General features: G+C 69.0%; 22 protein-coding genes and 1 pseudogene. 16 read left to right on the top strand and 7 right to left on the bottom strand.

From position 1 onward, the window contains the following. The 4 genes and pseudogenes from IG08_RS56825 to IG08_RS55690 all read left to right on the top strand — a co-directional run. Positions 1–351 (top strand): annotated as a pseudogene (locus IG08_RS56825) (DNA-directed RNA polymerase subunit alpha C-terminal domain-containing protein); the annotation flags it as partial. 83 nt (positions 352–434) lie between these two features. Beyond that, positions 435–944, top strand: coding sequence for a 50S ribosomal protein L17 (gene rplQ, locus IG08_RS0107555; protein ID WP_030597861.1), 510 nt, complete (start codon positions 435–437; stop codon positions 942–944). Between the two features lie 72 nt (positions 945–1,016). Next, a complete protein-coding gene (gene truA / locus IG08_RS0107550) occupies positions 1,017–1,874 on the top strand; it encodes a tRNA pseudouridine(38-40) synthase TruA (RefSeq protein WP_030597858.1) in 858 nt (285 codons plus the stop codon). Positions 1,875–1,959: 85 nt separating this feature from the next. Next, positions 1,960–3,321: a glycoside hydrolase family 26 protein gene (locus IG08_RS55690; RefSeq protein WP_030597853.1), complete on the top strand. Its 1,362-nt coding sequence runs from the start codon at positions 1,960–1,962 to the stop codon at positions 3,319–3,321. 82 nt (positions 3,322–3,403) lie between these two features. On the opposite strand, the gene IG08_RS0107540 is transcribed toward IG08_RS55690, so the two are convergent. Next, positions 3,404–4,312: a hypothetical protein gene (locus IG08_RS0107540; RefSeq protein WP_030597851.1), complete on the bottom strand. Its 909-nt coding sequence runs from the start codon at positions 4,310–4,312 to the stop codon at positions 3,404–3,406. Positions 4,313–4,639: 327 nt separating this feature from the next. Here IG08_RS0107540 and rplM point away from each other — a divergent pair, with 327 nt between their 5' ends. The 3 genes from rplM to glmM all read left to right on the top strand — a co-directional run bounded on the left by rplM (position 4,640) and on the right by glmM (position 7,191). Next, entirely contained in the window at positions 4,640–5,083 is a 444-nt protein-coding gene (rplM, locus tag IG08_RS0107535) for a 50S ribosomal protein L13 (RefSeq protein WP_030597849.1), read from the top strand. Between the two features lie 44 nt (positions 5,084–5,127). Continuing rightward, entirely contained in the window at positions 5,128–5,655 is a 528-nt protein-coding gene (gene rpsI, locus IG08_RS0107530; protein ID WP_030597847.1) for a 30S ribosomal protein S9, read from the top strand. A 177-nt stretch (positions 5,656–5,832) separates the two neighbouring features. Next, on the top strand, positions 5,833–7,191 hold the full coding sequence (gene glmM, locus IG08_RS0107525) for a phosphoglucosamine mutase (RefSeq protein ID WP_030597845.1): 1,359 nt from the start codon (positions 5,833–5,835) through the stop codon (positions 7,189–7,191). A 17-nt stretch (positions 7,192–7,208) separates the two neighbouring features. On the opposite strand, the gene IG08_RS0107520 is transcribed toward glmM, so the two are convergent. From IG08_RS0107520 to IG08_RS0107510, 3 genes are all read right to left on the bottom strand, one after another. Next, complete coding sequence (locus tag IG08_RS0107520; protein WP_030597843.1) at positions 7,209–8,156, bottom strand: DUF389 domain-containing protein; 948 nt, start codon at positions 8,154–8,156, stop codon at positions 7,209–7,211. Between the two features lie 31 nt (positions 8,157–8,187). Then, on the bottom strand, positions 8,188–9,156 hold the full coding sequence (gene coaA / locus IG08_RS0107515; protein ID WP_030597841.1) for a type I pantothenate kinase: 969 nt from the start codon (positions 9,154–9,156) through the stop codon (positions 8,188–8,190). A gap of 148 nt (positions 9,157–9,304) precedes the next feature. Continuing rightward, positions 9,305–9,778: an SMI1/KNR4 family protein gene (locus IG08_RS0107510; protein WP_030597840.1), complete on the bottom strand. Its 474-nt coding sequence runs from the start codon at positions 9,776–9,778 to the stop codon at positions 9,305–9,307. Positions 9,779–9,960: 182 nt separating this feature from the next. Between IG08_RS0107510 and IG08_RS59985 the strand changes: the two genes are divergently transcribed. Next, entirely contained in the window at positions 9,961–10,311 is a 351-nt protein-coding gene (locus IG08_RS59985; protein WP_158812190.1) for a hypothetical protein, read from the top strand. A gap of 28 nt (positions 10,312–10,339) precedes the next feature. On the opposite strand, the gene IG08_RS0107500 is transcribed toward IG08_RS59985, so the two are convergent. Beyond that, positions 10,340–10,804, bottom strand: coding sequence for a hypothetical protein (locus IG08_RS0107500; RefSeq protein ID WP_030597836.1), 465 nt, complete (start codon positions 10,802–10,804; stop codon positions 10,340–10,342). Between the two features lie 107 nt (positions 10,805–10,911). On the opposite strand from IG08_RS0107500, the gene glmS reads away from it, so the two are divergent. Next, entirely contained in the window at positions 10,912–12,759 is a 1,848-nt protein-coding gene (gene glmS, locus IG08_RS0107495; protein ID WP_078655480.1) for a glutamine--fructose-6-phosphate transaminase (isomerizing), read from the top strand. Here glmS and IG08_RS56820 read toward each other — a convergent pair. Further along, positions 12,720–12,878: a DUF397 domain-containing protein gene (locus IG08_RS56820; RefSeq protein ID WP_078655479.1), complete on the bottom strand. Its 159-nt coding sequence runs from the start codon at positions 12,876–12,878 to the stop codon at positions 12,720–12,722. The two genes, glmS and IG08_RS56820, sit on opposite strands and share 40 nt — an antisense overlap. A 155-nt stretch (positions 12,879–13,033) precedes the next feature. Here IG08_RS56820 and IG08_RS61165 point away from each other — a divergent pair, with 155 nt between their 5' ends. The 5 genes from IG08_RS61165 to IG08_RS0107465 all read left to right on the top strand — a co-directional run bounded on the left by IG08_RS61165 (position 13,034) and on the right by IG08_RS0107465 (position 16,365). Next, the gene (locus IG08_RS61165) at positions 13,034–13,171 is read left to right on the top strand and encodes a hypothetical protein (RefSeq protein ID WP_234342824.1); all 138 of its coding nucleotides are present in this window, start codon (positions 13,034–13,036) and stop codon (positions 13,169–13,171) included. Between the two features lie 230 nt (positions 13,172–13,401). After that, positions 13,402–13,758: an EthD domain-containing protein gene (locus tag IG08_RS0107480; protein WP_199820820.1), complete on the top strand. Its 357-nt coding sequence runs from the start codon at positions 13,402–13,404 to the stop codon at positions 13,756–13,758. Further along, complete coding sequence (locus IG08_RS0107475; protein WP_030597830.1) at positions 13,752–14,720, top strand: zinc-binding dehydrogenase; 969 nt, start codon at positions 13,752–13,754, stop codon at positions 14,718–14,720. Before IG08_RS0107480 ends, IG08_RS0107475 begins: the two co-directional genes overlap by 7 nt. A gap of 320 nt (positions 14,721–15,040) precedes the next feature. Continuing rightward, a complete protein-coding gene (locus IG08_RS0107470) occupies positions 15,041–15,892 on the top strand; it encodes a hypothetical protein (protein WP_030597828.1) in 852 nt (283 codons plus the stop codon). Positions 15,893–15,993: 101 nt separating this feature from the next. Further along, complete coding sequence (locus IG08_RS0107465; protein ID WP_030597825.1) at positions 15,994–16,365, top strand: holo-ACP synthase; 372 nt, start codon at positions 15,994–15,996, stop codon at positions 16,363–16,365. Between the two features lie 21 nt (positions 16,366–16,386). Here IG08_RS0107465 and IG08_RS0107460 read toward each other — a convergent pair whose 3' ends face one another. Further along, on the bottom strand, positions 16,387–17,526 hold the full coding sequence (locus IG08_RS0107460; RefSeq protein ID WP_030597823.1) for a hypothetical protein: 1,140 nt from the start codon (positions 17,524–17,526) through the stop codon (positions 16,387–16,389). Positions 17,527–17,658: 132 nt separating this feature from the next. Here IG08_RS0107460 and IG08_RS0107455 point away from each other — a divergent pair, with 132 nt between their 5' ends. Beyond that, complete coding sequence (locus IG08_RS0107455; RefSeq protein ID WP_030597820.1) at positions 17,659–19,089, top strand: bifunctional ADP-dependent NAD(P)H-hydrate dehydratase/NAD(P)H-hydrate epimerase; 1,431 nt, start codon at positions 17,659–17,661, stop codon at positions 19,087–19,089. 260 nt (positions 19,090–19,349) lie between these two features. Next, positions 19,350–19,910: a M23 family metallopeptidase gene (locus IG08_RS55685; protein ID WP_234342823.1), complete on the top strand. Its 561-nt coding sequence runs from the start codon at positions 19,350–19,352 to the stop codon at positions 19,908–19,910. Positions 19,911–19,925: the final 15 nt, after the last annotated feature.

Below are 19,925 nucleotides of genomic sequence, written 5' to 3'. Positions count from 1 at the left end.
GATCGTCGACGTCGAGACCAAGCAGGCCATGCGTCCCCGTGACGCCATGGCGTCGGCCGGTAAGACCCTGGTCGAGCTGTTCGGTCTCGCCCGCGAGCTGAACATCGACGCCGAGGGCATCGACATGGGCCCGTCCCCTCCGTGGGTGAGCTCGTCGCCCGCTCCGAGGCCGACCTCCTGGACATCCGTAACTTCGGTGCGAAGTCCATCGACGAGGTCAAGGCGAAGCTGGCCGGCATGGGCCTGGCCCTGAAGGACAGCCCGCCCGGATTCGACCCGACCGCCGCCGCCGACGCCTTCGGCGCCGACGACGACGCGGACGCGGGTTTCGTGGAGACCGAGCAGTACTGATCGGTTGTTGCCGGTGAGCATCCGCTCACCGGGTCCTGACCCCGGTACCTGATACGGCCGGGGCAGATGCCAAGGAGAAAGAAATGCCGAAGCCCACCAAGGGTGCCCGTCTGGGCGGCAGCGCCGCGCACGAGAAGCTGCTCCTCGCGAACCTCGCGAAGAGCCTCTTCGAGCACGGCCGTATCACCACCACCGAGGCGAAGGCGCGCAAGCTGCGTCCGTACGCCGAGCGTCTGGTCACCAAGGCGAAGAAGGGCGACCTTCACAACCGCCGTCAGGTGCTCCAGACCATCACGGACAAGAGCGTCGTCCACACGCTCTTCACCGAGATCGGCCCGCGCTACGAGAACCGCCCGGGTGGCTACACCCGCATCACCAAGATCGGTAACCGTCGTGGCGACAACGCGCCCATGGCTGTCATCGAGCTGGTCGAGGCGCTGACGGTCGCGCAGGCTGCGACTGGTGAGGCCGAGGCCGCCACCAAGCGTGCCGCCAAGGACGCCGAGGCTGCTCCGGTTGCCGAGGAGACCAAGGTCGACGTGACCAAGGCCGACGAGGCCGAGGACGCCGCCGAGGAGTCCAAGGACGCGTAAGCGTGTGCGTTCGCGGGCCCGTTCCTTTTTCCAGGAGCGGGCCCGCTTTTGTGTTCCTGAGAGGATCTCCGTGTGAGTGATGAAGTAGCGGCCGGGCATGTTCGTATTCGCCTTGATCTGTCGTACGACGGGACCGCGTTCTCCGGGTGGGCCAAGCAGGCCGGGGGGCGGCGGACCGTGCAGGGGGAGATCGAGGACGCGCTGCGGACCGTGACGCGGTCGAAGGACACGACGTACGAGCTGACCGTGGCGGGGCGGACCGATGCCGGGGTGCACGCGCGGGGTCAGGTGGCCCACGTGGACCTCCCTGAGGAGCTCTGGGCCGAGCACCGGGAGAAGCTGCTCAAGCGGCTCGCCGGGCGGCTCTCCAAGGACGTGCGGGTGTGGTCCCTCACCGAGGCGCCCGCGGGCTTCAACGCCCGGTTCTCCGCGATCTGGCGGCGGTACGCGTATCGCGTCACCGACGAGCCCGGCGGCGTCGACCCGCTGCTCCGCAACCACGTCCTCTGGCACGACTGGCCCCTCGACGTCGACGCGATGAACGAGGCCGCCGGGCGGCTCCTGGGGGAGCACGACTTCGCCGCCTACTGCAAGAAGCGGGAGGGCGCGACCACCATCCGTACGCTCCAGGAGCTGAGCCTCCTGCGCGGCGGCGACGGGATCATCACCGCCACCGTCCGCGCCGACGCCTTCTGCCACAACATGGTGCGCTCGCTCATCGGGGCGCTGCTGTTCGTGGGGGACGGGCACCGGGGGCCGGAGTGGCCGGGCAAGGTGCTCGCCGCCGGCGTACGGGACTCAGCCGTGCATGTCGTACGGCCGCACGGGCTGACGCTGGAGGAAGTCGGTTACCCCGCCGACGAGTTGCTGGCCGCGCGGAACAAGGAGGCGCGGAACCGGCGGTCCCTGCCGTCGTGCGGCGGGTGCTGAGACTGGAACTCCCGAAGATCGCCGCCCTGTTCCAGGAGGCGGCCGTAATCTGAGCAAGATCCGCCCCTTTCCTGGAGGTTGAGTCTTGCGAAGACGTACGTTCGTCACCGCGCTCGGCGCCGCAGCCGCCGCGTCCGTCATACCGGGAGTGGCACGGGCGGCCGTGCCGCTCATCGCACCCACGCTGACGGGCCGGGATCCGGCGGCGTCGGGGAACGCGCAGTCGGTGTACAGCCACCTGGTGTCGATGGAGAATGCCGCGCGCTCCGGGAGCAGCCCGATGACGATCATCGGGCAGCACATCGAGACCCAGCAGGAGCTGTACAACGCGAGCTACGGGGACACGGGCGGCACGACGTTCTCCGGGTACTACTACAGGAAGGCCCGGGACATCACGGGCAAGCTGTCCGGCTTCATCGAGATCGACCTCGGGCCCGGGTACGGCGCGACCGGCTGGGGGACGTACGGGGACCGGTCCTACAACCAGCTGCTGGGGCTGCCGACGGGGCTGCGGTCGTGGCAGTACACGGACGACGCCGTCGACCTCGCCTGTGGCGTGTGGAAGGGGCTGCCGCGCGCGGCGGACGGCACGTACAACCCGGACGGCACCATGGTCCGGCTCGACGGCACCGCCGCGTCCCTCACCAACGGCGGCGCGGCCTCCGGGATCGTGGGCATGAGCTTCCACCAGCCGTACCCCGGCTCCTCGGTGAAGTCCTGGAGCCGGGTCCTCACGCAGGTCGAGGGGGAGCACCCGGGCGGTTACGAGTCCTACCCGGTGGCGACGCTCAGCACCGACCAGGCGTGGTTCGACCGCGTTCTCGACTGGGAGTCGGACACCGACGAGTACCGGGCGCTCCTCGCGGACCTGGGCTTTCTCGCGGCCACGCTCTCGTACTTCGCCGCCTGGGACGTTCCCGTACTGCTGCGGCCGTACCACGAGATGAACGGCGACTGGTTCTGGTGGGGCGGGAAGACCGCGGCCTCCTACAAGAAGCTGTGGCGGATCACGTACGACTACCTGGTGAGGACGAAGGGGCTGCACAACCTGATCTTCGTCTGGTCGCCCAACGGCTGGAAGGCGCCGGGAAGCGGTGTGCCGTGGGACTACTACCCGGGGGCCGACCTCGTCGACGTCGTCGCCGTCGACGACTACTACCCGGGCTACTCGGACTTCACGAACGTGTACTACACGGGGCTCGTCGACTACGCGAAGCCGCGGATGCTCGCGGAGACGTACAACGTGCCGATCACGGCCGCCGGCTCGAACGCGCTGACCCCCAGCCCATGGGTGATCTGGAGCACCTGGGGGACCGCCCTGACCAGGGGAACCAATACGAACGCGGATGTGAAGGCGACGTACTACGCCACGGACCAGGTGTATACGGGCGGTTCGGGCACCGGGTTCGGGCAGAACTTCGCCTGGGGCTCGATCCACGCCCACTGACCGGTGGCTCGCACGCGACATCGCGACTGCGAATGTGTAATCGATGGAGCGCCCACCCGCCCCGTGCAGGGCGGGCGGAGCGTCACTCGTTGGCGGCCGCCGAAGCCTGCGCCTGGCCCCGTCGCCGGATCTGCCGGAACGTGAACTCCTGCAGGTTGTCGCTGATGCTGAAGACGGCCGTGTCCTTGGTCGTCACGTCCTTGCCGCTGGTGAAACCGGCGACCGTGAAGTAGGCGTAGCGGCCGTAGGAGTTCGCGGTCGTACGGCAGACTGCGGAGTTGCAGAAGGGCTTGACGGCGCCGCCGGACAGCGACTTGACGATGTCCTTCTGGGTGTCGACCTGTCCCTTGGCCTTGGTGGCCTCGGCCTCCGTGTCGAAGACGGCCACGCCGACCGTCACCGAGACGCCGCCCTTGGTGTAGCTGACGCGCATGAAGCGGGTGCAGTCGTTGGCGGTGAGTATCTTGCCGAGGCTGGGCTGGACGACGCCGGTCGAGGCGCAGTTCTTCGTGTCGTCCGTCTCACCCTTCTTGTACACCGCGGAACCCCCCGAGGTCAGCTGCATGGTCAGCTGGGTTCCCGGGAAGAGGATGGATGCGCCGAGCGGGGACGTGTCCTTGCTCTTGCTGGAGATGAAGTCCTTCGGATCCAGCGCGGGCGGGGCGCTGGTCGGCTCGAACGACGGCGCCGCGGTCCCGGTCGCGCTCGGGATGTCCGCGGTCGCGGGCAGTGACGAGGCCGGCTTGTTCGACTCGCTGTCGCCGTTCGCCGACACGACGGCCATCGCCACGGCCGTGCCGATGGCGAGCGTGGCGACCGCGCCGCCGCCGATGAGGAACAACCGGCGCCGTTTGTTCCGCGTCTCGGACGCCTCGGCGAGCGCGGCCCAGTCCGGAGTGTCGCCGCCGCCGCTGCCGTCCCACGGCTGCTGGGAATTCGGTTTCCAGGGATCCCACTGGGACTGGGGTCCCCCCTGCTGCCCAAAGCTCATGGGCCGCATCTTAGACGGGGGACGTGAGGTGCTGGTGATGCCTCCGGAAGGGCTCTGTGGGACCTTTCCGGCAGGGCCGTACATCTCGACCGTACGGTGTCGTCGAGGGCTCGTTTTGACCCGTCCGGGGCAGCGCGGGTAACCTTGCAGTTTGTTATGCGTAGTGGCTTGGTCGTTCTCACGCGAGAGGCCCTTACGTAGGTTCCCTGGAGCAGTTACCAGTGGGCGGCATACGGGCAGTGGTCCCGGCACTGTCGTCCCCAGCTGCACGATCGCTTCAGTGATGCCATGTGTCAGCACCCATCCACTGAAGAAGAAGGCTGCGAAGTGCGTACGTACAGCCCCAAGCCCGGCGATGTGACTCGCCAGTGGCACGTCATTGACGCTCAGGACATCGTCCTGGGCCGTCTGGCTACCACCGCTGCGAACCTCCTCCGTGGCAAGCACAAGCCGACCTATGCCCCGCACATGGACATGGGCGACTTCGTCATCATCATCAACGCCGACAAGGTTCACCTGTCCGGCAACAAGAAGACCCAGAAGCTGGCGTACCGCCACTCCGGTTACCCGGGTGGTCTGCGTGCCGTCCGTTACGACGAGCTGCTGGCCAAGAACCCCGAGAAGGCCGTCGAGAAGGCCATCAAGGGCATGATCCCCAAGAACACCCTGGGCCGTCAGATGCTCGGCAAGCTGAAGGTCTACTCGGGCGACCAGCACCCGCACGCTGCGCAGCAGCCGGTGCCGTTCGAGATCACCCAGGTCGCGCAGTAGTTCCGGCCACACCCCCTAAGACAGAAAAGAATCTGAGGAGCATCGTGGCCGAGACCACCGTTGAGCAGCCGGTCGAAGAGACCGAGACCGAGCTTGTCGACATCGAGAGCTACACCACCGAGTCCGAGGTCCCCGTCGAGGGTGAGTACACCTCGGAGTCCCTCGCCGGCCGCTTCGGCGACCCGCAGCCGGCCGCCGGCCTGGGCCGTCGCAAGAACGCCATCGCGCGCGTTCGCATCGTGCCCGGCACCGGCAAGTGGAAGGTCAACGGGCGCACGCTCGAGGACTACTTCCCGAACAAGGTCCACCAGCAGGAAGTCAACGAGCCCTTCAAGGTGCTCGAGCTCGACGGCCGCTACGACGTCATCGCCCGCATCTCGGGTGGCGGCGTCTCCGGCCAGGCCGGTGCCCTGCGCCTCGGCGTGGCCCGCGCGCTGAACGAGGCCGACGTGGACAACAACCGCGCCGCCCTCAAGAAGGCCGGCTACCTCAAGCGCGACGACCGTGCGGTCGAGCGCAAGAAGGCCGGTCTCAAGAAGGCCCGCAAGGCCCCGCAGTACAGCAAGCGTTAAGCTTCGCTGCCTGCAGCTCGTACTCGCACGTCAGCAGTACGTCCGAACGCCCCGGCGGCACGCCACAGTGCCGCCGGGGCGTTCGTTTATCACAGCCTTAGGCGTATAACGGCACAAGGCGCTCAAAGGCTCGTGTGATCGGATGATCTCCGAAACTGACGCTTCACAGGAGGACAAGTGGGACGACTCTTCGGCACGGACGGCGTGCGCGGTGTCGCCAACGCGGACCTGACGGCCGAGATGGCGCTCGGCCTCTCCGTCGCCGCGGCGCACGTACTGGCCGAGGCGGGCACGTTCGAGGGGCACCGGCCGACCGCGGTGGTCGGAAGGGACCCGCGCGCGTCCGGTGAGTTCCTGGAAGCCGCAGTGATCGCCGGCCTGGCCAGCGCGGGCGTGGACGTCCTGCGCGTCGGCGTGCTGCCCACCCCGGCGGTCGCGTACCTCACCGCCAAACTCGAGGCCGACCTCGGCGTCGTGCTGTCCGCGAGCCACAACGCCATGCCCGACAACGGCATCAAGTTCCTCGCCCGCGGCGGCCACAAGCTCGACGACGACCTCGAGGAGCGTATCGAGACGGTCTACGAGGAGCACCGCACCGGCGCACCCTGGGATCGTCCGACCGGCGAGGGCGTCGGCCGTGTCCGGGTGTACGACGAGGGCTTCGAGGAGTACGTCACCCACCTCGTCACTGTGCTGCCGAACCGGCTCGACGGGCTGAAGATCGTCCTCGACGAGGCGCACGGCGCTGCCGCGCGGGTGTCGCCGGAGGCGTTCACGCGGGCCGGGGCCGAGGTCGTGACGATCGGTGCGGAGCCGAACGGGCTCAACATCAATGACGGCTGCGGCTCCACCCACCTGGGCCTTCTGAAGGCCGCCGTCGCCGAGCACGGCGCCGACTTCGGTATCGCGCACGACGGCGACGCCGACCGCTGCCTGGCCGTCGACCACACCGGGGAGGAGGTGGACGGCGACCAGATCATGGCCGTACTCGCGCTTGCGATGCGGGAGCGTTCCGCACTGCGCTCCGGCACCGTTGTCGCGACGGTCATGTCGAATCTGGGCCTCAAGCTGGCGATCGAGCGCGAGGGGCTGAAGCTCATCCAGACCGCGGTGGGGGACCGGTATGTGCTCGAGGAGATGAAGGAGCACGGGTACGCCCTCGGCGGCGAGCAGTCCGGGCACGTGATCATCCTCGACCACGCCACGACCGGGGACGGGACGCTGACGGGGCTGCTGCTGGCGGCGCGGGTCGCCCAGACCGGACGGTCGCTGCGTGAACTGGCCTCTGTCATGGAGCGGTTGCCGCAGGTGCTGATCAATGTGCCGGATGTCGATCGGTCGCGTGTGGGGAGTTCGGCGGAGCTCGCTGCCGCCGTTGCCGAGGCCGAGCGTGAACTCGGGTCCACGGGGCGGGTGTTGCTGCGGCCTTCGGGGACCGAGCCGTTGGTCCGGGTGATGGTCGAGGCGGCCGATATCGATCAGGCCCGGTCTGTGGCCGGTCGGTTGGCCGATGTGGTGAAGTCGGCGCTCGGTTAGACCTTCCCTGCTGTCGGTCAGACCTTCCCTGTTTTCGCCGTACGTTCGCGCTGGCTGGTCCAGAGCCACTTCTGGGCCAGCAGCGTCAGCGTGCCCGCGAGGACGATTCCCAGCAGGTTCAGCAGGAGTTGGTTGGTCGAGCCGACCGTCTGGTTCGTGTCGCCGTAGCTGAGGGCTACGGCCGCGTTGGCGGCGGCCGGGACCGTCGTGACCGAGATGGCGACGCCGACCAGGAGGCCCGACTTGGCGGAGGTCAGCGAGAGCGTGCCCGCGATGCCGGCGAGGACTGCGACGACGAACGAGAAGGCGTCGGGGGCGTAGACGAACGCGGTGTTGGGGCGGTCACCCTCCAGGTCGGACTTGTGGAAGAGGTCCACGGCGTCCATGAACCAGCTGAAGCCGACCGTCACCGCCATCGCCACCGCGAAGCCGACGATCAGGGCGATCAACGAGCGCAGCGCCAGGCGCGGATGACGCCGAACGACCGCCGTGCTGAAGCCCGCCAGCGGGCCGAACTCCGGGCCCACCGCCATCGCACCCACGATCAGGATCGCGTTGTCGAGGACCACACCGCAGGCCGCGATCATGGTGGCCAGCGTGATGAAGGCGACGTACGTGATGGAGAGCGTGGACTCCTCGTGCGTCGCGTCCGTCAGGTGCTCCCACAGCACCGCGTCCGCGCCCTCGCCCGGTGCCTCCTCCTCGGCCTTGTCGGCCCGCTCGGAGAGCGACAGGTCGATGTTCTCGACGGCGATGGAGCCGGTCTTGTCGAGGTCCAACTGGCGTAGTGCGCCGATGAGTTCGTCGCCGGCCTCGCGGGCCACGTCGCACATCACCACGTCCCCCGCCGGGTTGCGGGCGGCGCCCGCCATCACCACCAGATGCGTGGTGCCGACCGTCTTCTCGATCAGGCGGACCACGTCGTCGGTCTTCTCGGCCGGGGTGATCAGGCGCAGATGCAGCATGACGCCTTTCTAACAGGCCTTCGTTACGTCTTCACAGCTTGCGGAGGCTGAGGCGCTGCACCTTGTGGTCCTGGCCCTTGCGGATGACGAGGGTGGCGCGGCCGCGGGTGGGGGCGATGTTCTCCACCAGGTTGGGCCTGTTGATGGTGCGCCACAGCCCGCGGGCGTAGTCGACGGCTTCCTCTTCGGAGACCTGGGTGTACTTGCGGAAGTACGAGTCGGGGTTCTGGAAGGCGGTCGCGCGCAGCTTGCGGAAGCGGTTGAGGTACCAGCGCTCGATGTCCTCGCCGCTCGCGTCGACGTACACGCTGAAGTCGAAGTAGTCGGCGAGGCCGACGCGGGTGCGGCCGTCGCTGCCGGGGAGGGCGGGCTGGAGGACGTTGAGGCCCTCGACGATGAGGATGTCGGGGCGGCGGACCGTGAGGCGCTGGTCCGGGACGATGTCGTAGATGAGGTGGGAGTAGACGGGGGCCGTCACCTCGTCCTTGCCGGCCTTGATGTCGGCGACGAAGCGGGTCAGGGCCCGGCGGTCGTACGACTCGGGGAAACCCTTGCGCGACATCAGGCCGCGGGCCTGGAGCTCCTCGGTGGGCAGCAGAAAGCCGTCTGTCGTCACCAGCTCGACGCGCGGGTGCTCGGGCCAGCGGGAGAGCAGGGCCTGGAGGAGACGGGCGACCGTGGACTTTCCTACGGCGACGGAGCCGGCGACCCCTATGACGAACGGGGTGCCGGACTGCGAGCCCTGTTCGCCCAGGAAGGTGTTCAGCGCCCCTCTGAGGCCGTCCGTGGCGCCGACGTAGAGGTTGAGGAGCCGGGACAGCGGGAGGTAGATGTCCCGCACCTCGTCGAGGTCGATGACGTCGCCCAGGCCGCGCAGCTTCTCGACCTCCTCGGCGGTGAGCGGCAGCGGTGTCTTGTCACGCAGCGCGCTCCACTCGGAGCGGGTGAGGTCGACGAAGGGAGTCGCCTCCGGCTTGGGCCGGTGGGCGCTCCGGGGCATCGGGGAGACCGGAGAGATCACAGTCCATTGTTAACGGAGTTTGAACGGGGCGGCGGGTGGGGTGCGTCACTTGGGCGCCGGGCACGCGACAGGGGGGCTGCACGCCGGGCGTGCGGCGCCCTGTCCGGTGTCTGTCCCGCGGAGTGGATCAGCTCAGGTTCTGCTGACACTCCTTGAGCGCGAACTCTCCGAGACTGTCCGCGATCTTCTCCATGAGCCCACCGTCGAGTACTCCCGGATTCCAGGCGAAGACGGGGTACTCGCCGTCTTCGTCGGGCTGGGAGGTGTCGAGGACGGCGAACGACCACACGTCGTCGAGCAGGACCACCATCAGTTCCGGTGGCATGTCGACGTCGGCCCGAGCGTCGAGGGTCTCGGTCACGGAGCCCAGGAGCACATCCCCGGCGGCTTCGGTCTGGTGGACGCCGAGGAACTCGGTGGGCGCCACGTCCCAGGTGCCGAACTCCTCGACAAGGAGCCGGTACGACGGCGGGAACGTGAGACCCGGCTCCCGCTCGGCGCGGGCGATGGTGTCGGGAGAGCAACCCCGGCCGTGCCTTGCGCTGTCCTCGTTGGCACGAACCAGGTCGATGACCTGTCGGCTCGCTTCGATGCCCGTCATCCGCCGAAGTCCTTCGCTTGGTCGCCACGGACTTCCGGACCTGTCGGGTCGCCCTCGTCGTCGCCCTCCAGGTGCGCAGGCGGAGTGCGGCAGGCCCCGCCGGAGCCGGTACAGCTCGGCTTCGGCGGGGCCCAACAGTGGGTGCTTCAGGGCCGGAAGCCCTTCGCTTGGACCGCGCTCCCATGCCCATGCGGGTCCGGTACTTCGACCTCGAACCCCGCCGAGGTGAGAATCCCCAGAAGAGCGGCCTGCATGTGCTTGTGGACGGTGTTGTGGTGGCGGACGACCGCAGGGGGGTTCGAGTAGTCGATCCCTTGCGCGAAGAGATCGACAGCGGCATCCCTGAGCTCCGCGTCCGTGTCCCAGTCCACGTACACTCCGCCGTCGACGAAAGGCTCCACGTGCACGTCCACGCCAGGCTGATTGTGCGGACCGCCGCTGAGGTCACCCCGGTACACCGGAAGACCGGCACGTCGCAGTTCCCGACACACTCGCTCGGCGAGCGCCTGGCGCTCCTCGACGACCTCCGGTGAGGCTTTCGGATGCAGGTCGAATCGGGGTTCAGTCATGGTGAATTTCCGGTCGGTCGAACGTGGGTCTCAGCGCCGGTGGCAGATCGGACATCATCCCGAATACCAGGACGCGTTCCGGGTTCATGGTGTCGTTCTCCAGCGTTGCGAGGACTCCCGCCGACAGCGAGATCTTGATCAGCGCGCTCTGCATGTGCTGACCGATCGTCCCGGGCAGGCGGACGACCGGCGCGTCAGGACTGCCGGAGTCGAGGCTGTCGACAGCCGCCTGGACCATGCCGGGGGCGTAACCCCATCCCACGGTTACAGCCGCCGAGGCCGTCTCGGCGTCGGGCTCGACGTGGACCGCGGCGCCCGACCGGTCCGCTGCTTCGTTCTCTCCCTCGCGGAAAGCGTGCAGGCCGGCGCGCCGGAGCGCCTGGACCACTTGGCCGGCCAACTCGTTTCGGACGACGAGAACTTCATCGGATGCGCGGGCGAAACCGTACTCGGACATGGCCCCATTTTCCTACCGCCGGGCGGACTGCTCAGCGGCGCCAGGATTTCCGAAATCGGGCACGTAGTGCCGTGTTCGGACGGCTTCCGGCCCCTAGGCTGCGGCGCATGTGCGGAATCGTGGGATACGTGGGGTCGCAGTCGGCGCTCGATGTCGTGATGGCCGGACTGAAGCGACTGGAGTACCGGGGGTACGACTCCGGAGGCGTCGCGGTGCTCGCGGACGGCGGGCTGGCCGCCGCGAAGAAGGCCGGGAAGCTGGTCAACCTGGAGAAGGAGCTGGTCGACCGGCCGCTGCCGGCGGGCAGGACGGGGATCGGGCACACGCGGTGGGCGACGCACGGGGGACCCACGGACGCGAACGCCCATCCGCACCTCGACAACGCGGGGCGCGTGGCCGTCGTGCACAACGGGATCATCGAGAACTTCGCGCTGCTGCGGGCCGAGTTGGCGGAGCGGGGGCATGCGCTGGCCTCCGAGACCGACACCGAGGTCGTGGCGCATCTGCTCGCCGAGGAGTTCTCGTCGTGCGGGGATCTCGCGGAGGCGATGCGGCTGGTGTGCCGGCGGCTGGAGGGCGCGTTCACGCTGGTCGCGGTGCATGCGGACGAGCCGGATGTGGTGGTGGGGGCGCGGCGCAACTCGCCGTTGGTGGTGGGTGTCGGGGAGGGCGAGGCCTTCCTCGCGTCCGATGTCGCCGCGTTCATCGCCCACACCCGGTCGGCGATCGAGCTGGGTCAGGACCAGGTGGTCGAGCTGCGCCGGGACGGGGTCACGGTGACGGGCTTCGACGGCCGGCCTGCCGACGTCCGGTCGTACCACGTCGACTGGGACGCGTCCGCCGCGGAGAAGGGCGGCTACGACTACTTCATGCTCAAGGAGATCGCCGAGCAGCCCAAGGCTGTCGCCGACACCTTGCTGGGGCGCATCGACGCGTCCGGCTCGCTGACGCTGGACGAGGTGCGGATCCCCGCGCATGAGCTGCGGGAGGTCGACAAGGTCGTCGTCGTGGCGTGCGGTACGGCCTTCCACGCCGGGCTCATCGCCAAGTACGCCATCGAGCACTGGACGCGCATCCCGTGCGAGGTGGAGCTGGCGAGCGAGTTCCGGTACCGGGATCCGATCCTGGACGCGCGGTCGCTGGTCATCGCCATCTCGCAGTCCGGGGAGACCATGGACACGCTGATGGCGCTGCGGCATGCGCGGGAACAGGGCTCCAAGGTGCTCGCCATCTGCAACACCAACGGGTCGACCATTCCGCGTGAGTCGGATGCGGTGCTGTACACGCATGCGGGGCCGGAGGTGGCCGTAGCGTCGACGAAGGCGTTTCTGACGCAGTTGGTCGCCTGCTATCTCGTCGCGCTGTATCTGGGGCAGGTGCGGGGGACCAAGTGGGGTGACGAGATCTCCGCCGTCATCCGGGACCTGTCGCAGATCTCCGGTGAGGTCGAGCGGGTGCTGGAGACGATGGAGCCGGTACGGGAGTTGGCGCGGTCGCTCGCCGCGAAGAAGACGGTGCTCTTCCTGGGGCGGCATGTCGGGTATCCGGTGGCGCTGGAGGGGGCGCTGAAGCTGAAGGAGCTCGCCTATATGCATGCCGAGGGGTTTGCGGCGGGGGAGTTGAAGCACGGGCCGATCGCGTTGATCGAGGACGACCTGCCGGTGGTCGTGGTCGTGCCCTCGCCTCGGGGGCGGTCCGTCCTCCACGACAAGATCGTGTCCAACATCCAGGAGATCCGGGCCCGGGGTGCGCGGACGATCGTGATCGCGGAGGAGGGGGATGAGGCGGTCGTGCCGTATGCGGATCACTTGATTCGGATCCCTGTGACTCCGACCTTGCTTCAGCCGCTCGTGGCCACGGTGCCGTTGCAGGTGTTCGCCTGCGAGCTGGCCACGGCTCGGGGGAACGAGGTGGATCAGCCTCGGAACCTGGCGAAGTCGGTGACGGTGGAGTAGTTCTTCACGCCGGTGAGGAAGGCGGAGAAGGCTCCGGTCGGGAAGGTGATGGTTGCCCTGGCTGGGGCCTTTGTGTCGCGGACGGCCACGCGGGTGGCGGTGCTCGCGAGGGAAATCATGCCGTTCGTCAGCTACTTCCCTGGCCGGGGGACGGTCCGTGAGACGGCCTACCTGGAGGGCAAGACAGAAGGCAAGGCAGGAGGATGGGCCGAAGGCGGGGCCAAGGGGATCCTGTTCGTGCTGGAGGCTCGCGGCGTCCCCGTATCGGACAGTCGTGAGCGAGCGCATCACCGCCTGCGCTGATCTCGACCGCATGGACGCCTGGCTGGAGCGTTCCCGCACGGTCGAGCGGGCCGAGGATCTGTTCGCCGGGGACCCCGAGGTTTCGGGGGTCGGTCCGGAACAGGCCTGAGCGGTGGCTGACCGGCAGGACAGTCAGCAGGACGGCCAGTGGCGCCGCTGGGACAGGCCCTGAACCGCCAGAGCCGCCAGAGGAGATGGACCGGATCACCGAGTGCGAGTCGGTCGCGCCCTGATGGGTGCCCCGAGCATCTTGATTGTACCGACCGGGCGGTCTAACGTTCAGGTGCTCGGCGACGGAGCCGCGCCGAACGATGGAAAGGCGGATTCGACTTGATCAAAATGATTGCGCTGATCAAGCGTCGTCCGGACTTCACCCTCGAGGAATTCTGCGCGTATTACGAGCAGAAGCACGCGCCGCTCGCCGCGCGCACCATCCCTCCTGACGTCGCAGAGGCGATCAGGCATTACGGGCAGAATCACGCGCTGCGCCTCGGCCGCGGCAAGACCGATCCCCCCTATGACTGCGTCACGGAGTTCAGGTTCGAGGACCTTGCCGGCCTCGAACGCTGGAGGGCGTGGTATTCGGGCGAGGGAGGCAAGGTGCTACGGGAGGACGAGGAGAAATTCATGGATACCGGCGGGCGGGTCATCATCGTCACCGACGAGCGCCGAGCCTCGATTCACCGCGCATGCTAGCGGCCACGATCACCCGCGCCGACGCGACCGACCCCTTGGCCGGCCTGCACGTCGGGGAGCACCCCGAGCCCGTCGCGGAAGAGGGCTGGACCGTCGTCCGGGTGCGCGCCGCTTCACTCAACCACCATGACGTCTGGTCGCTGCGCGGGGTGGGGACCCCCAAGTACGCGCCGTTTCCGCGTGTGCTCGGCTGCGACGCGGCGGGCGTCGACGAGGACGGGCGCGAGGTGATCATCCACGCGCTGGTCAACGACCCGGCCTGGGGCGGGGAGGAGATCCTCGACCCAGGGGTGACGATCCTCTCCGACTTCCACGACGGCACCTTCGCCGAGCGCGTCGCCGTCCCGAGGCGCAACCTCGTGGCCAAGCCGGCCGCAATGTCGTTCGAGCACGCCGCGTGCCTGCCCACGGCGTGGGTGACGGCGTACCGGATGCTCTTCGTCCTCGCCGGTGCGACGCGGGGAAGCACCTTGCTCGTGCAGGGCGCCGGTGGCGGTCTCGCGACGGCGGCCACGGTGCTGGGCAAGGCCGCGGGCGTGCGGGTGTGGGTGACGAGCCGTACCGAGGAGAAGCGTGCACGGGCGGTGGAGCTGGGAGCCGACCAGGCGTTCGCGCCGGGAACCCGGCTGCCGGAGCGGGTCGACGCCGTGCTGGAGTCGGTGGGCGCCGCGACCTGGCAGCACTCCATGAAGGCCGTCAGGCCGGGCGGGACGATCGTGGTGGCCGGCCAGACATCGGGCTCCAACCCGCCGCTGGACCTCGAACGCCTCTTCATGGCGAAGCTGCGGATCGTCGGGACCACGATGGGGACACGCGACGAACTCGCACAGCTCGTGCGGTTCTGCGCCGAACACGACATCCGTCCGCCCGTCCACTCGACGCTCCCTCTCGCCGACGCCGCGGAGGGCTTCAAGTCCATGGTCGAGGGCGACCTGTTCGGCAAGGTCGTGCTACGGCCGTAGGTGCCGACGGACTTGCTGGAGCGGGTGTACGGCAGCCGGGTCGTGCTGCGACGGAGCTGATCTGCAACGCCGTACGCCATGCGAAGGGGCCGGCCCGCTGCCCTACGGGTGAGCTGCGGATCGAGGCGTGGCATCCGTCGGCCGGACACGGCAATCGGGCCAAGTGCGTGCGGTGCGAGCTGTTCGCGGCTCGGTGGCCGACTCGCAGCCTGTGAATGGATCACACCCGGGCCCGTACGTATGTACGATGCGCAACATCAACAGGCCCTGCCGGGGGGACAGTTCGGCAGGGCCTCTCGACTTCACTGTGGGGGGATCACATGCGTATGCGCGCTGCGGCCATCGTTCTTTCCGGCGCTGTTGTTCTTTCGGCGCTGGCTCTTCCGGCCGGTGCCCAGGCGGCGGAGCGTCCGGGTGCGTCGACGGATCTCAGAGCCGTCGCCTCGACGGCCGTCCAGCCGAAGGACTCGCTGGGCGGCACCACTTTCTCGAACGCGGTCATCAACGGTGGCAAGGACATCGTCCTCGGCACGACCACCAAGAAGTCCGTCACCGTCACGTACACCGCCTCCGACGAGGACGGCGTCGCCCTCACCACGGCCTTCCTGTGGCAGGGCACCGACAGCTCGAACGTGGACACCATCACCGGCTCCCTGGGGACGGACGACGACGCCGTCTGCACGGAATCGGCGACCCAGGGCGTCTACGGCTGCAAGGCGGTCTTCAACATCGACCCGGCGGTCGACTTCCAGGGTGGCAACGGCGTCGCGGGAACCTGGAAGTTCTTCCTCGGCGCCTACGACCTCTACGCGAACGCCAGTTACAACGACGACGTCGCCAGGACCAAGATCAAGCGCGCCGCCAAGCTGACCGCCAACGCCTCTCCGGAGCCGGTGAAGAAGGGGAAGACCATCACGGTCACCGGCAAGCTGAGCCGCGCCAACTGGACCACGGGCAAGTACGCGGGCTACGCGACCCAGGCGGTGCAGTTGCAGTTCCGCAAGAAGGGAAGCGACACCTACACCACCCTCAAGACGGTCAAGTCCAGCAGCACCGGCGCCCTGAAGACCACCACCAAGGCCGGCTCCGACGGCTACTACCGCTTCGTCTTCGCCGGCACCGCCACGACCGGCTCCGCGAAGGCGACCGGCGACTTCATCGACGTCAAGTAGCAGCCGACGTCAAGCAGGCAGCCGACGTCAAGCAGGCAGTCGACGTCAAGCAGGCAGGTGCCTGACCCGACCGCGTTCCCCGTGCCCGTAGGGTGCCCGGCATGAGCATCATCGGGGTCGGAATCGACGTGGCCGAGATCGACCGGTTCCGGGCGTCCTTGGAGCGCACGCCCGGACTGGCCGAACGCCTCTTCCTGGAGCGCGAGTTGCTGCTGCCCAGCGGGGAGCGGCGGGGGATCGCCTCGCTCGCCGCGCGGTTCGCTGCGAAGGAGGCTCTCGCCAAGGCGCTGGGCGCGCCGGCCGGGCTGCACTGGGCCGACGCCGAGGTCTACGTCGAGGACAGCGGGCAGCCTCGGCTGCGGGTCACCGGGACGGTGGCGGCGCGGGCCGCCGAGCTCGGCGTGCGGTCCTGGCATGTGTCGCTGAGCCATGACGCGGGGGTGGCCTCGGCGGTCGTCGTCGCGGAGGGCTGAGGCCACCCCGTCACGCCGCTCTCAGCAGATCGACTGGGTGCTGTTGACCAGGGTGATGTTGCGGAAGGTGGTGTTCGTTCCGCAGGGGTTCTCGCGGATCGTCGCGTTCGTCACCGTCAGGTTCTGGATGGTGATGTTGTCGTTGTTCGGGAACTCCGCGCGGGCCGCGAGGCGGAGTTCGCCGCCGCCCGTGATCGTGCCGCTCTGGGCCGCGAGGCTGACGTTGTAGCAGTTCTCGATCAGGACCGAGTTGTTGCCGGTGCTGGAGAGCGTCACCTTGTCGATGACCGCGCCGCCGCTCTCCGAGACGCAGAACACGCCGCGGCCACCGCCCCTCGCGATCACCTCGCCCACGCGGATGTTGGTGGGGTACGAACTCCCGACCCGGCCGTTGCGGTTGGCCATGCGGAAGGCCGCGTAGCCCGTGCCGGTGCCTGCGTTCTCCGCGTCGACCTTGGTGACCGTCGCGTTGATCGTCTGGTTCAGGAGGAGTCCGGACTCGCCCACGTTCCGGGCCGTCACCGTGCCGATGGTGAGGCCGTCGACGCCGTACGTCTCGACCGCGTGGCTGCTCGCGCCCGACACGTAGACGTTGTCGATGCGGACGTTCCTCGTCCACTGGCTCGTGTCGCCCCGGTTGTCGATCCGCACGCCGAGGCCCGCCGACAGGCGCATGTCCAGCTGGCCGAGGACCACGTTCTGGACGTTGCGCAGGAAGACGCCGTAGAGCGGGCTGCCCGTGAGGTTGAGGTGCTGGACCTCCACGTCCCGGGTGCCGCGGGAGTAGACCGGGGCCTGGTCGCCGCTGCCGGTGCCCGTGACGTTGATCGTGCCGCAGACGTCGAGGGTGGTGTAGCTGGGGAGCGAGATGCGGGAACCGGCGGACATCGAGCCCGAGCCTCGGACCACGACCCGTTCCTTGGTGGTGCGGCCGGAGGTGAGGCTGTTCACGGCTGCCTGGGCTGCGGCTCGTAAGTCCGTGCCGGTGTAGACCGTCGTACTGCCGTGGCGGGCTGTCCAGGTGCTGCCGTTCAGTACGGCCTCTGCCTGGTAGGAGCCGTCGCCGCAGGCTGCGGCGACGGCCTTCGGGGCGACGGCTGTCGTGGTGAGGCCGGTCGCCAGAAGGGCTGTGGCTGCGAGGAGTGCGGCTCTGCGTCGCATGCGGGTGCGTCCTCTCGTCGAATCGGTTCGACTGAATCGATTCATCCTGTGGGGGCCGGGAGTTTGGCAAAGGGGCGGTAAAGCGTCAATGGCTTCGACGCGGTGGGTGGGGGACGGGGGAGACTCGAACCCATGCGGACTGCGTACAGCGTGGAGACGGTAAGGGCGGCCGAGCGGGAGCTGATGGCGCGGCTGCCGGAGGGCGCGTTGATGCAGCGGGCGGCCGCCGGACTCGCCGCAGCCTGCGCGGACCTGCTGGGGCGGGTGTACGGCAGCCGGGTCGTGCTGCTGGTCGGGAGCGGTGACAACGGCGGGGACGCGTTGTACGCGGGCGCCCGGCTGGCGCGGCGGGGCGCCGGAGTTGCGGCCGTGCTGCTCGCGCCCGAGCGGGCCCATGCCGGCGGGCTCGCGGCGCTGCGGCGGGCGGGGGGCCGTGCGGTGGGTACCGATGGCGCCGAGGAACTGATCGAACGGGCCGACCTGGTGGTCGACGGCATCGTAGGGATCGGCGGCAAGGGTGGGCTGCGGGCGGATGCCGTGCCGCTCGCTCTCGCCGCCGAGCGGGCTCGGGCCGCCGTCGTCGCCGTCGATCTGCCGAGTGGGGTCGACGCGGACACGGGGGAGGTGCGCGGGGCGGCCGTACGGGCCGATCTGACCGTCACCTTCGGGACGCACAAGCCGGGGTTGCTGATCGATCCGGCGCGGGAGTACGCCGGTTCGGTGCGGCTCGTGGACATCGGGCTGTCGCTGCCGGACGAGGCCGAGCTGGAGGCCCTGCAACACGTGGATGTGGCTCGGTTGTTGCCGGTGCCCTCGGGGGAGAGCGACAAGTACCGGCGGGGAGTCGTCGGTATCGCCGCCGGATCGGCGCGGTATCCGGGGGCGGCCGTTCTCGCCGTCGCCGGAGCGTTGCGGGGCGGGGCGGGGGCCGTGCGGTACGTCGGGCCCGCCGGGCCGGCCGTCATCGCCCGTTTTCCCGAGACGCTCGTGTCGGATCTGGGGCCGCGGAAGGCGGGGCGGGTGCAGGCGTGGGTCGTCGGGCCGGGGGCGGGGGAGGACGCGGCGACCGTGGCGGAGGTGGTGGCGGCGGACGTGCCCGTGCTGATCGACGCGGACGGGCTGCGGTTGGCCGAGCCGGACGCCGTACGGGCTCGTACCGCGCCGACGTTGATGACCCCGCATGCCGGAGAGGCTGCCGCGCTGCTGGGGGTCGCGCGGGAGGAGGTCGAAGGGGCCCGGCTCGCCTCGGCGCGGGACCTGGCCGCGCGGTACGCGGCGACCGTACTGCTGAAGGGCTCGACGACCGTGGTCGCCGACTCGGGCGGGGGAGCCGCGCGGGTCAACGCGACGGGGACGGCCTGGCTGGCCACGGCCGGGAGCGGGGACGTGCTGTCGGGGCTGGCGGGGTCTTTGCTGGCCGCCGGGCTCACCGCCGTCGACGCGGGAAGTGCGGCCGCGTATCTGCACGGGCTGGCGGGGAGGTTCGCGGCGGACGGGGCGCCGGTGGGGGCGCATGACGTGGCCGCGGCGATTCCGGGGGCCTGGCGGGATGTGCGGGAGTGAGGCGTTAACTCGTACGCGGGCCCGCACTTGTGGCTTTCGGACGCAAGCGATAGAGCGTGAAATTGGCGCGACCCGGTGAAGAACTACCCGTCGGGAGTAATCCCGGTCGGCCGCATGTGCGGAGCCGAACGGGCGATGTTTCCCTGGCAGGCATGGACGATCCACACATAGGCGTTCCAGACACAGACGTTCCACACGTAGGCGATCTACCCCTATGCGGCGCCACTCGGCGCGAGTTGTTCGGGAGAGCGGCAGTTGTCGTGGGGGGTGCGGCGCTCGGTCTCCACGGTGCGACTCCCCATGCCTGGGCCGAGGACACGGACGGGAACTGCGGCACCGAGTACGACGAGGAATACGAGCGACTACTGGCGGCCGCCGACGACCCCGAGGACGGCGATCGGTTCCTCGCGCCCGAGTCATGGAGCCGCCCCATACGGCGGCGGGCGAGGGTCACGATGCGCTACCGGGTGCGGGGCAACTGGCTGGTCGGATATCACACCGGAATCGACCTGGCCGTACCGAAGGGGACCCCGGTTTACTCGGTGGGCTCCGGCACCGTCGTCCTGGCCCGCTGGTCCGGGTCGTACGGCAAGGCCGTGACGATAAAGATGCGGGATTCCCGCTACGTCCTCTACGCTCATCTGTCGCGCATCTCGGTCACGCGGGGTTCCAAGGTCCGGGCCGGAACACGGATAGGAAGCAGCGGGAGCACCGGGCGTTCCACCGGCCCGCATCTGCACTTCGAAGTCCGCGCCCGCCGCCAGTACGGCTCGGACGTCGACCCGGCGAAGTACCTGGCCCGGCACGGCCTGCGTCTCTGACGGACACGGACGGCC

Source organism: Streptomyces fulvoviolaceus, from assembly GCF_000718165.1.
GTDB classification, from domain to species: Bacteria; Actinomycetota; Actinomycetes; order Streptomycetales; family Streptomycetaceae; genus Streptomyces; species Streptomyces fulvoviolaceus.
Note: the sequence above shows the minus strand (reverse complement) of the source record. Positions and strands in the feature narration are given on the sequence as shown.

Excerpts from the sequence above, each read along its gene's own strand:
- rplQ (WP_030597861.1), top strand. The coding sequence starts at position 435 with ATGCCGAAGCCCACCAAGGGTGCCCGTCTGGGCGGCAGCGCCGCGCAC.
- IG08_RS0107540 (WP_030597851.1), bottom strand. The coding sequence starts at position 4,312 with ATGAGCTTTGGGCAGCAGGGGGGACCCCAGTCCCAGTGGGATCCCTGG.
- IG08_RS0107520 (WP_030597843.1), bottom strand. The coding sequence starts at position 8,156 with ATGCTGCATCTGCGCCTGATCACCCCGGCCGAGAAGACCGACGACGTG.
- coaA (WP_030597841.1), bottom strand. The coding sequence starts at position 9,156 with ATGCCCCGGAGCGCCCACCGGCCCAAGCCGGAGGCGACTCCCTTCGTC.
- IG08_RS0107510 (WP_030597840.1), bottom strand. The coding sequence starts at position 9,778 with ATGACGGGCATCGAAGCGAGCCGACAGGTCATCGACCTGGTTCGTGCC.
- IG08_RS59985 (WP_158812190.1), top strand. The coding sequence starts at position 9,961 with ATGCCCATGCGGGTCCGGTACTTCGACCTCGAACCCCGCCGAGGTGAG.
- IG08_RS0107500 (WP_030597836.1), bottom strand. The coding sequence starts at position 10,804 with ATGTCCGAGTACGGTTTCGCCCGCGCATCCGATGAAGTTCTCGTCGTC.
- glmS (WP_078655480.1), top strand. The coding sequence starts at position 10,912 with ATGTGCGGAATCGTGGGATACGTGGGGTCGCAGTCGGCGCTCGATGTC.
- IG08_RS56820 (WP_078655479.1), bottom strand. The coding sequence starts at position 12,878 with ATGATTTCCCTCGCGAGCACCGCCACCCGCGTGGCCGTCCGCGACACA.
- IG08_RS0107480 (WP_199820820.1), top strand. The coding sequence starts at position 13,402 with ATGATTGCGCTGATCAAGCGTCGTCCGGACTTCACCCTCGAGGAATTC.
- IG08_RS0107475 (WP_030597830.1), top strand. The coding sequence starts at position 13,752 with ATGCTAGCGGCCACGATCACCCGCGCCGACGCGACCGACCCCTTGGCC.
- IG08_RS0107470 (WP_030597828.1), top strand. The coding sequence starts at position 15,041 with ATGCGTATGCGCGCTGCGGCCATCGTTCTTTCCGGCGCTGTTGTTCTT.
- IG08_RS0107465 (WP_030597825.1), top strand. The coding sequence starts at position 15,994 with ATGAGCATCATCGGGGTCGGAATCGACGTGGCCGAGATCGACCGGTTC.
- IG08_RS0107460 (WP_030597823.1), bottom strand. The coding sequence starts at position 17,526 with ATGCGACGCAGAGCCGCACTCCTCGCAGCCACAGCCCTTCTGGCGACC.
- IG08_RS0107455 (WP_030597820.1), top strand. The coding sequence starts at position 17,659 with ATGCGGACTGCGTACAGCGTGGAGACGGTAAGGGCGGCCGAGCGGGAG.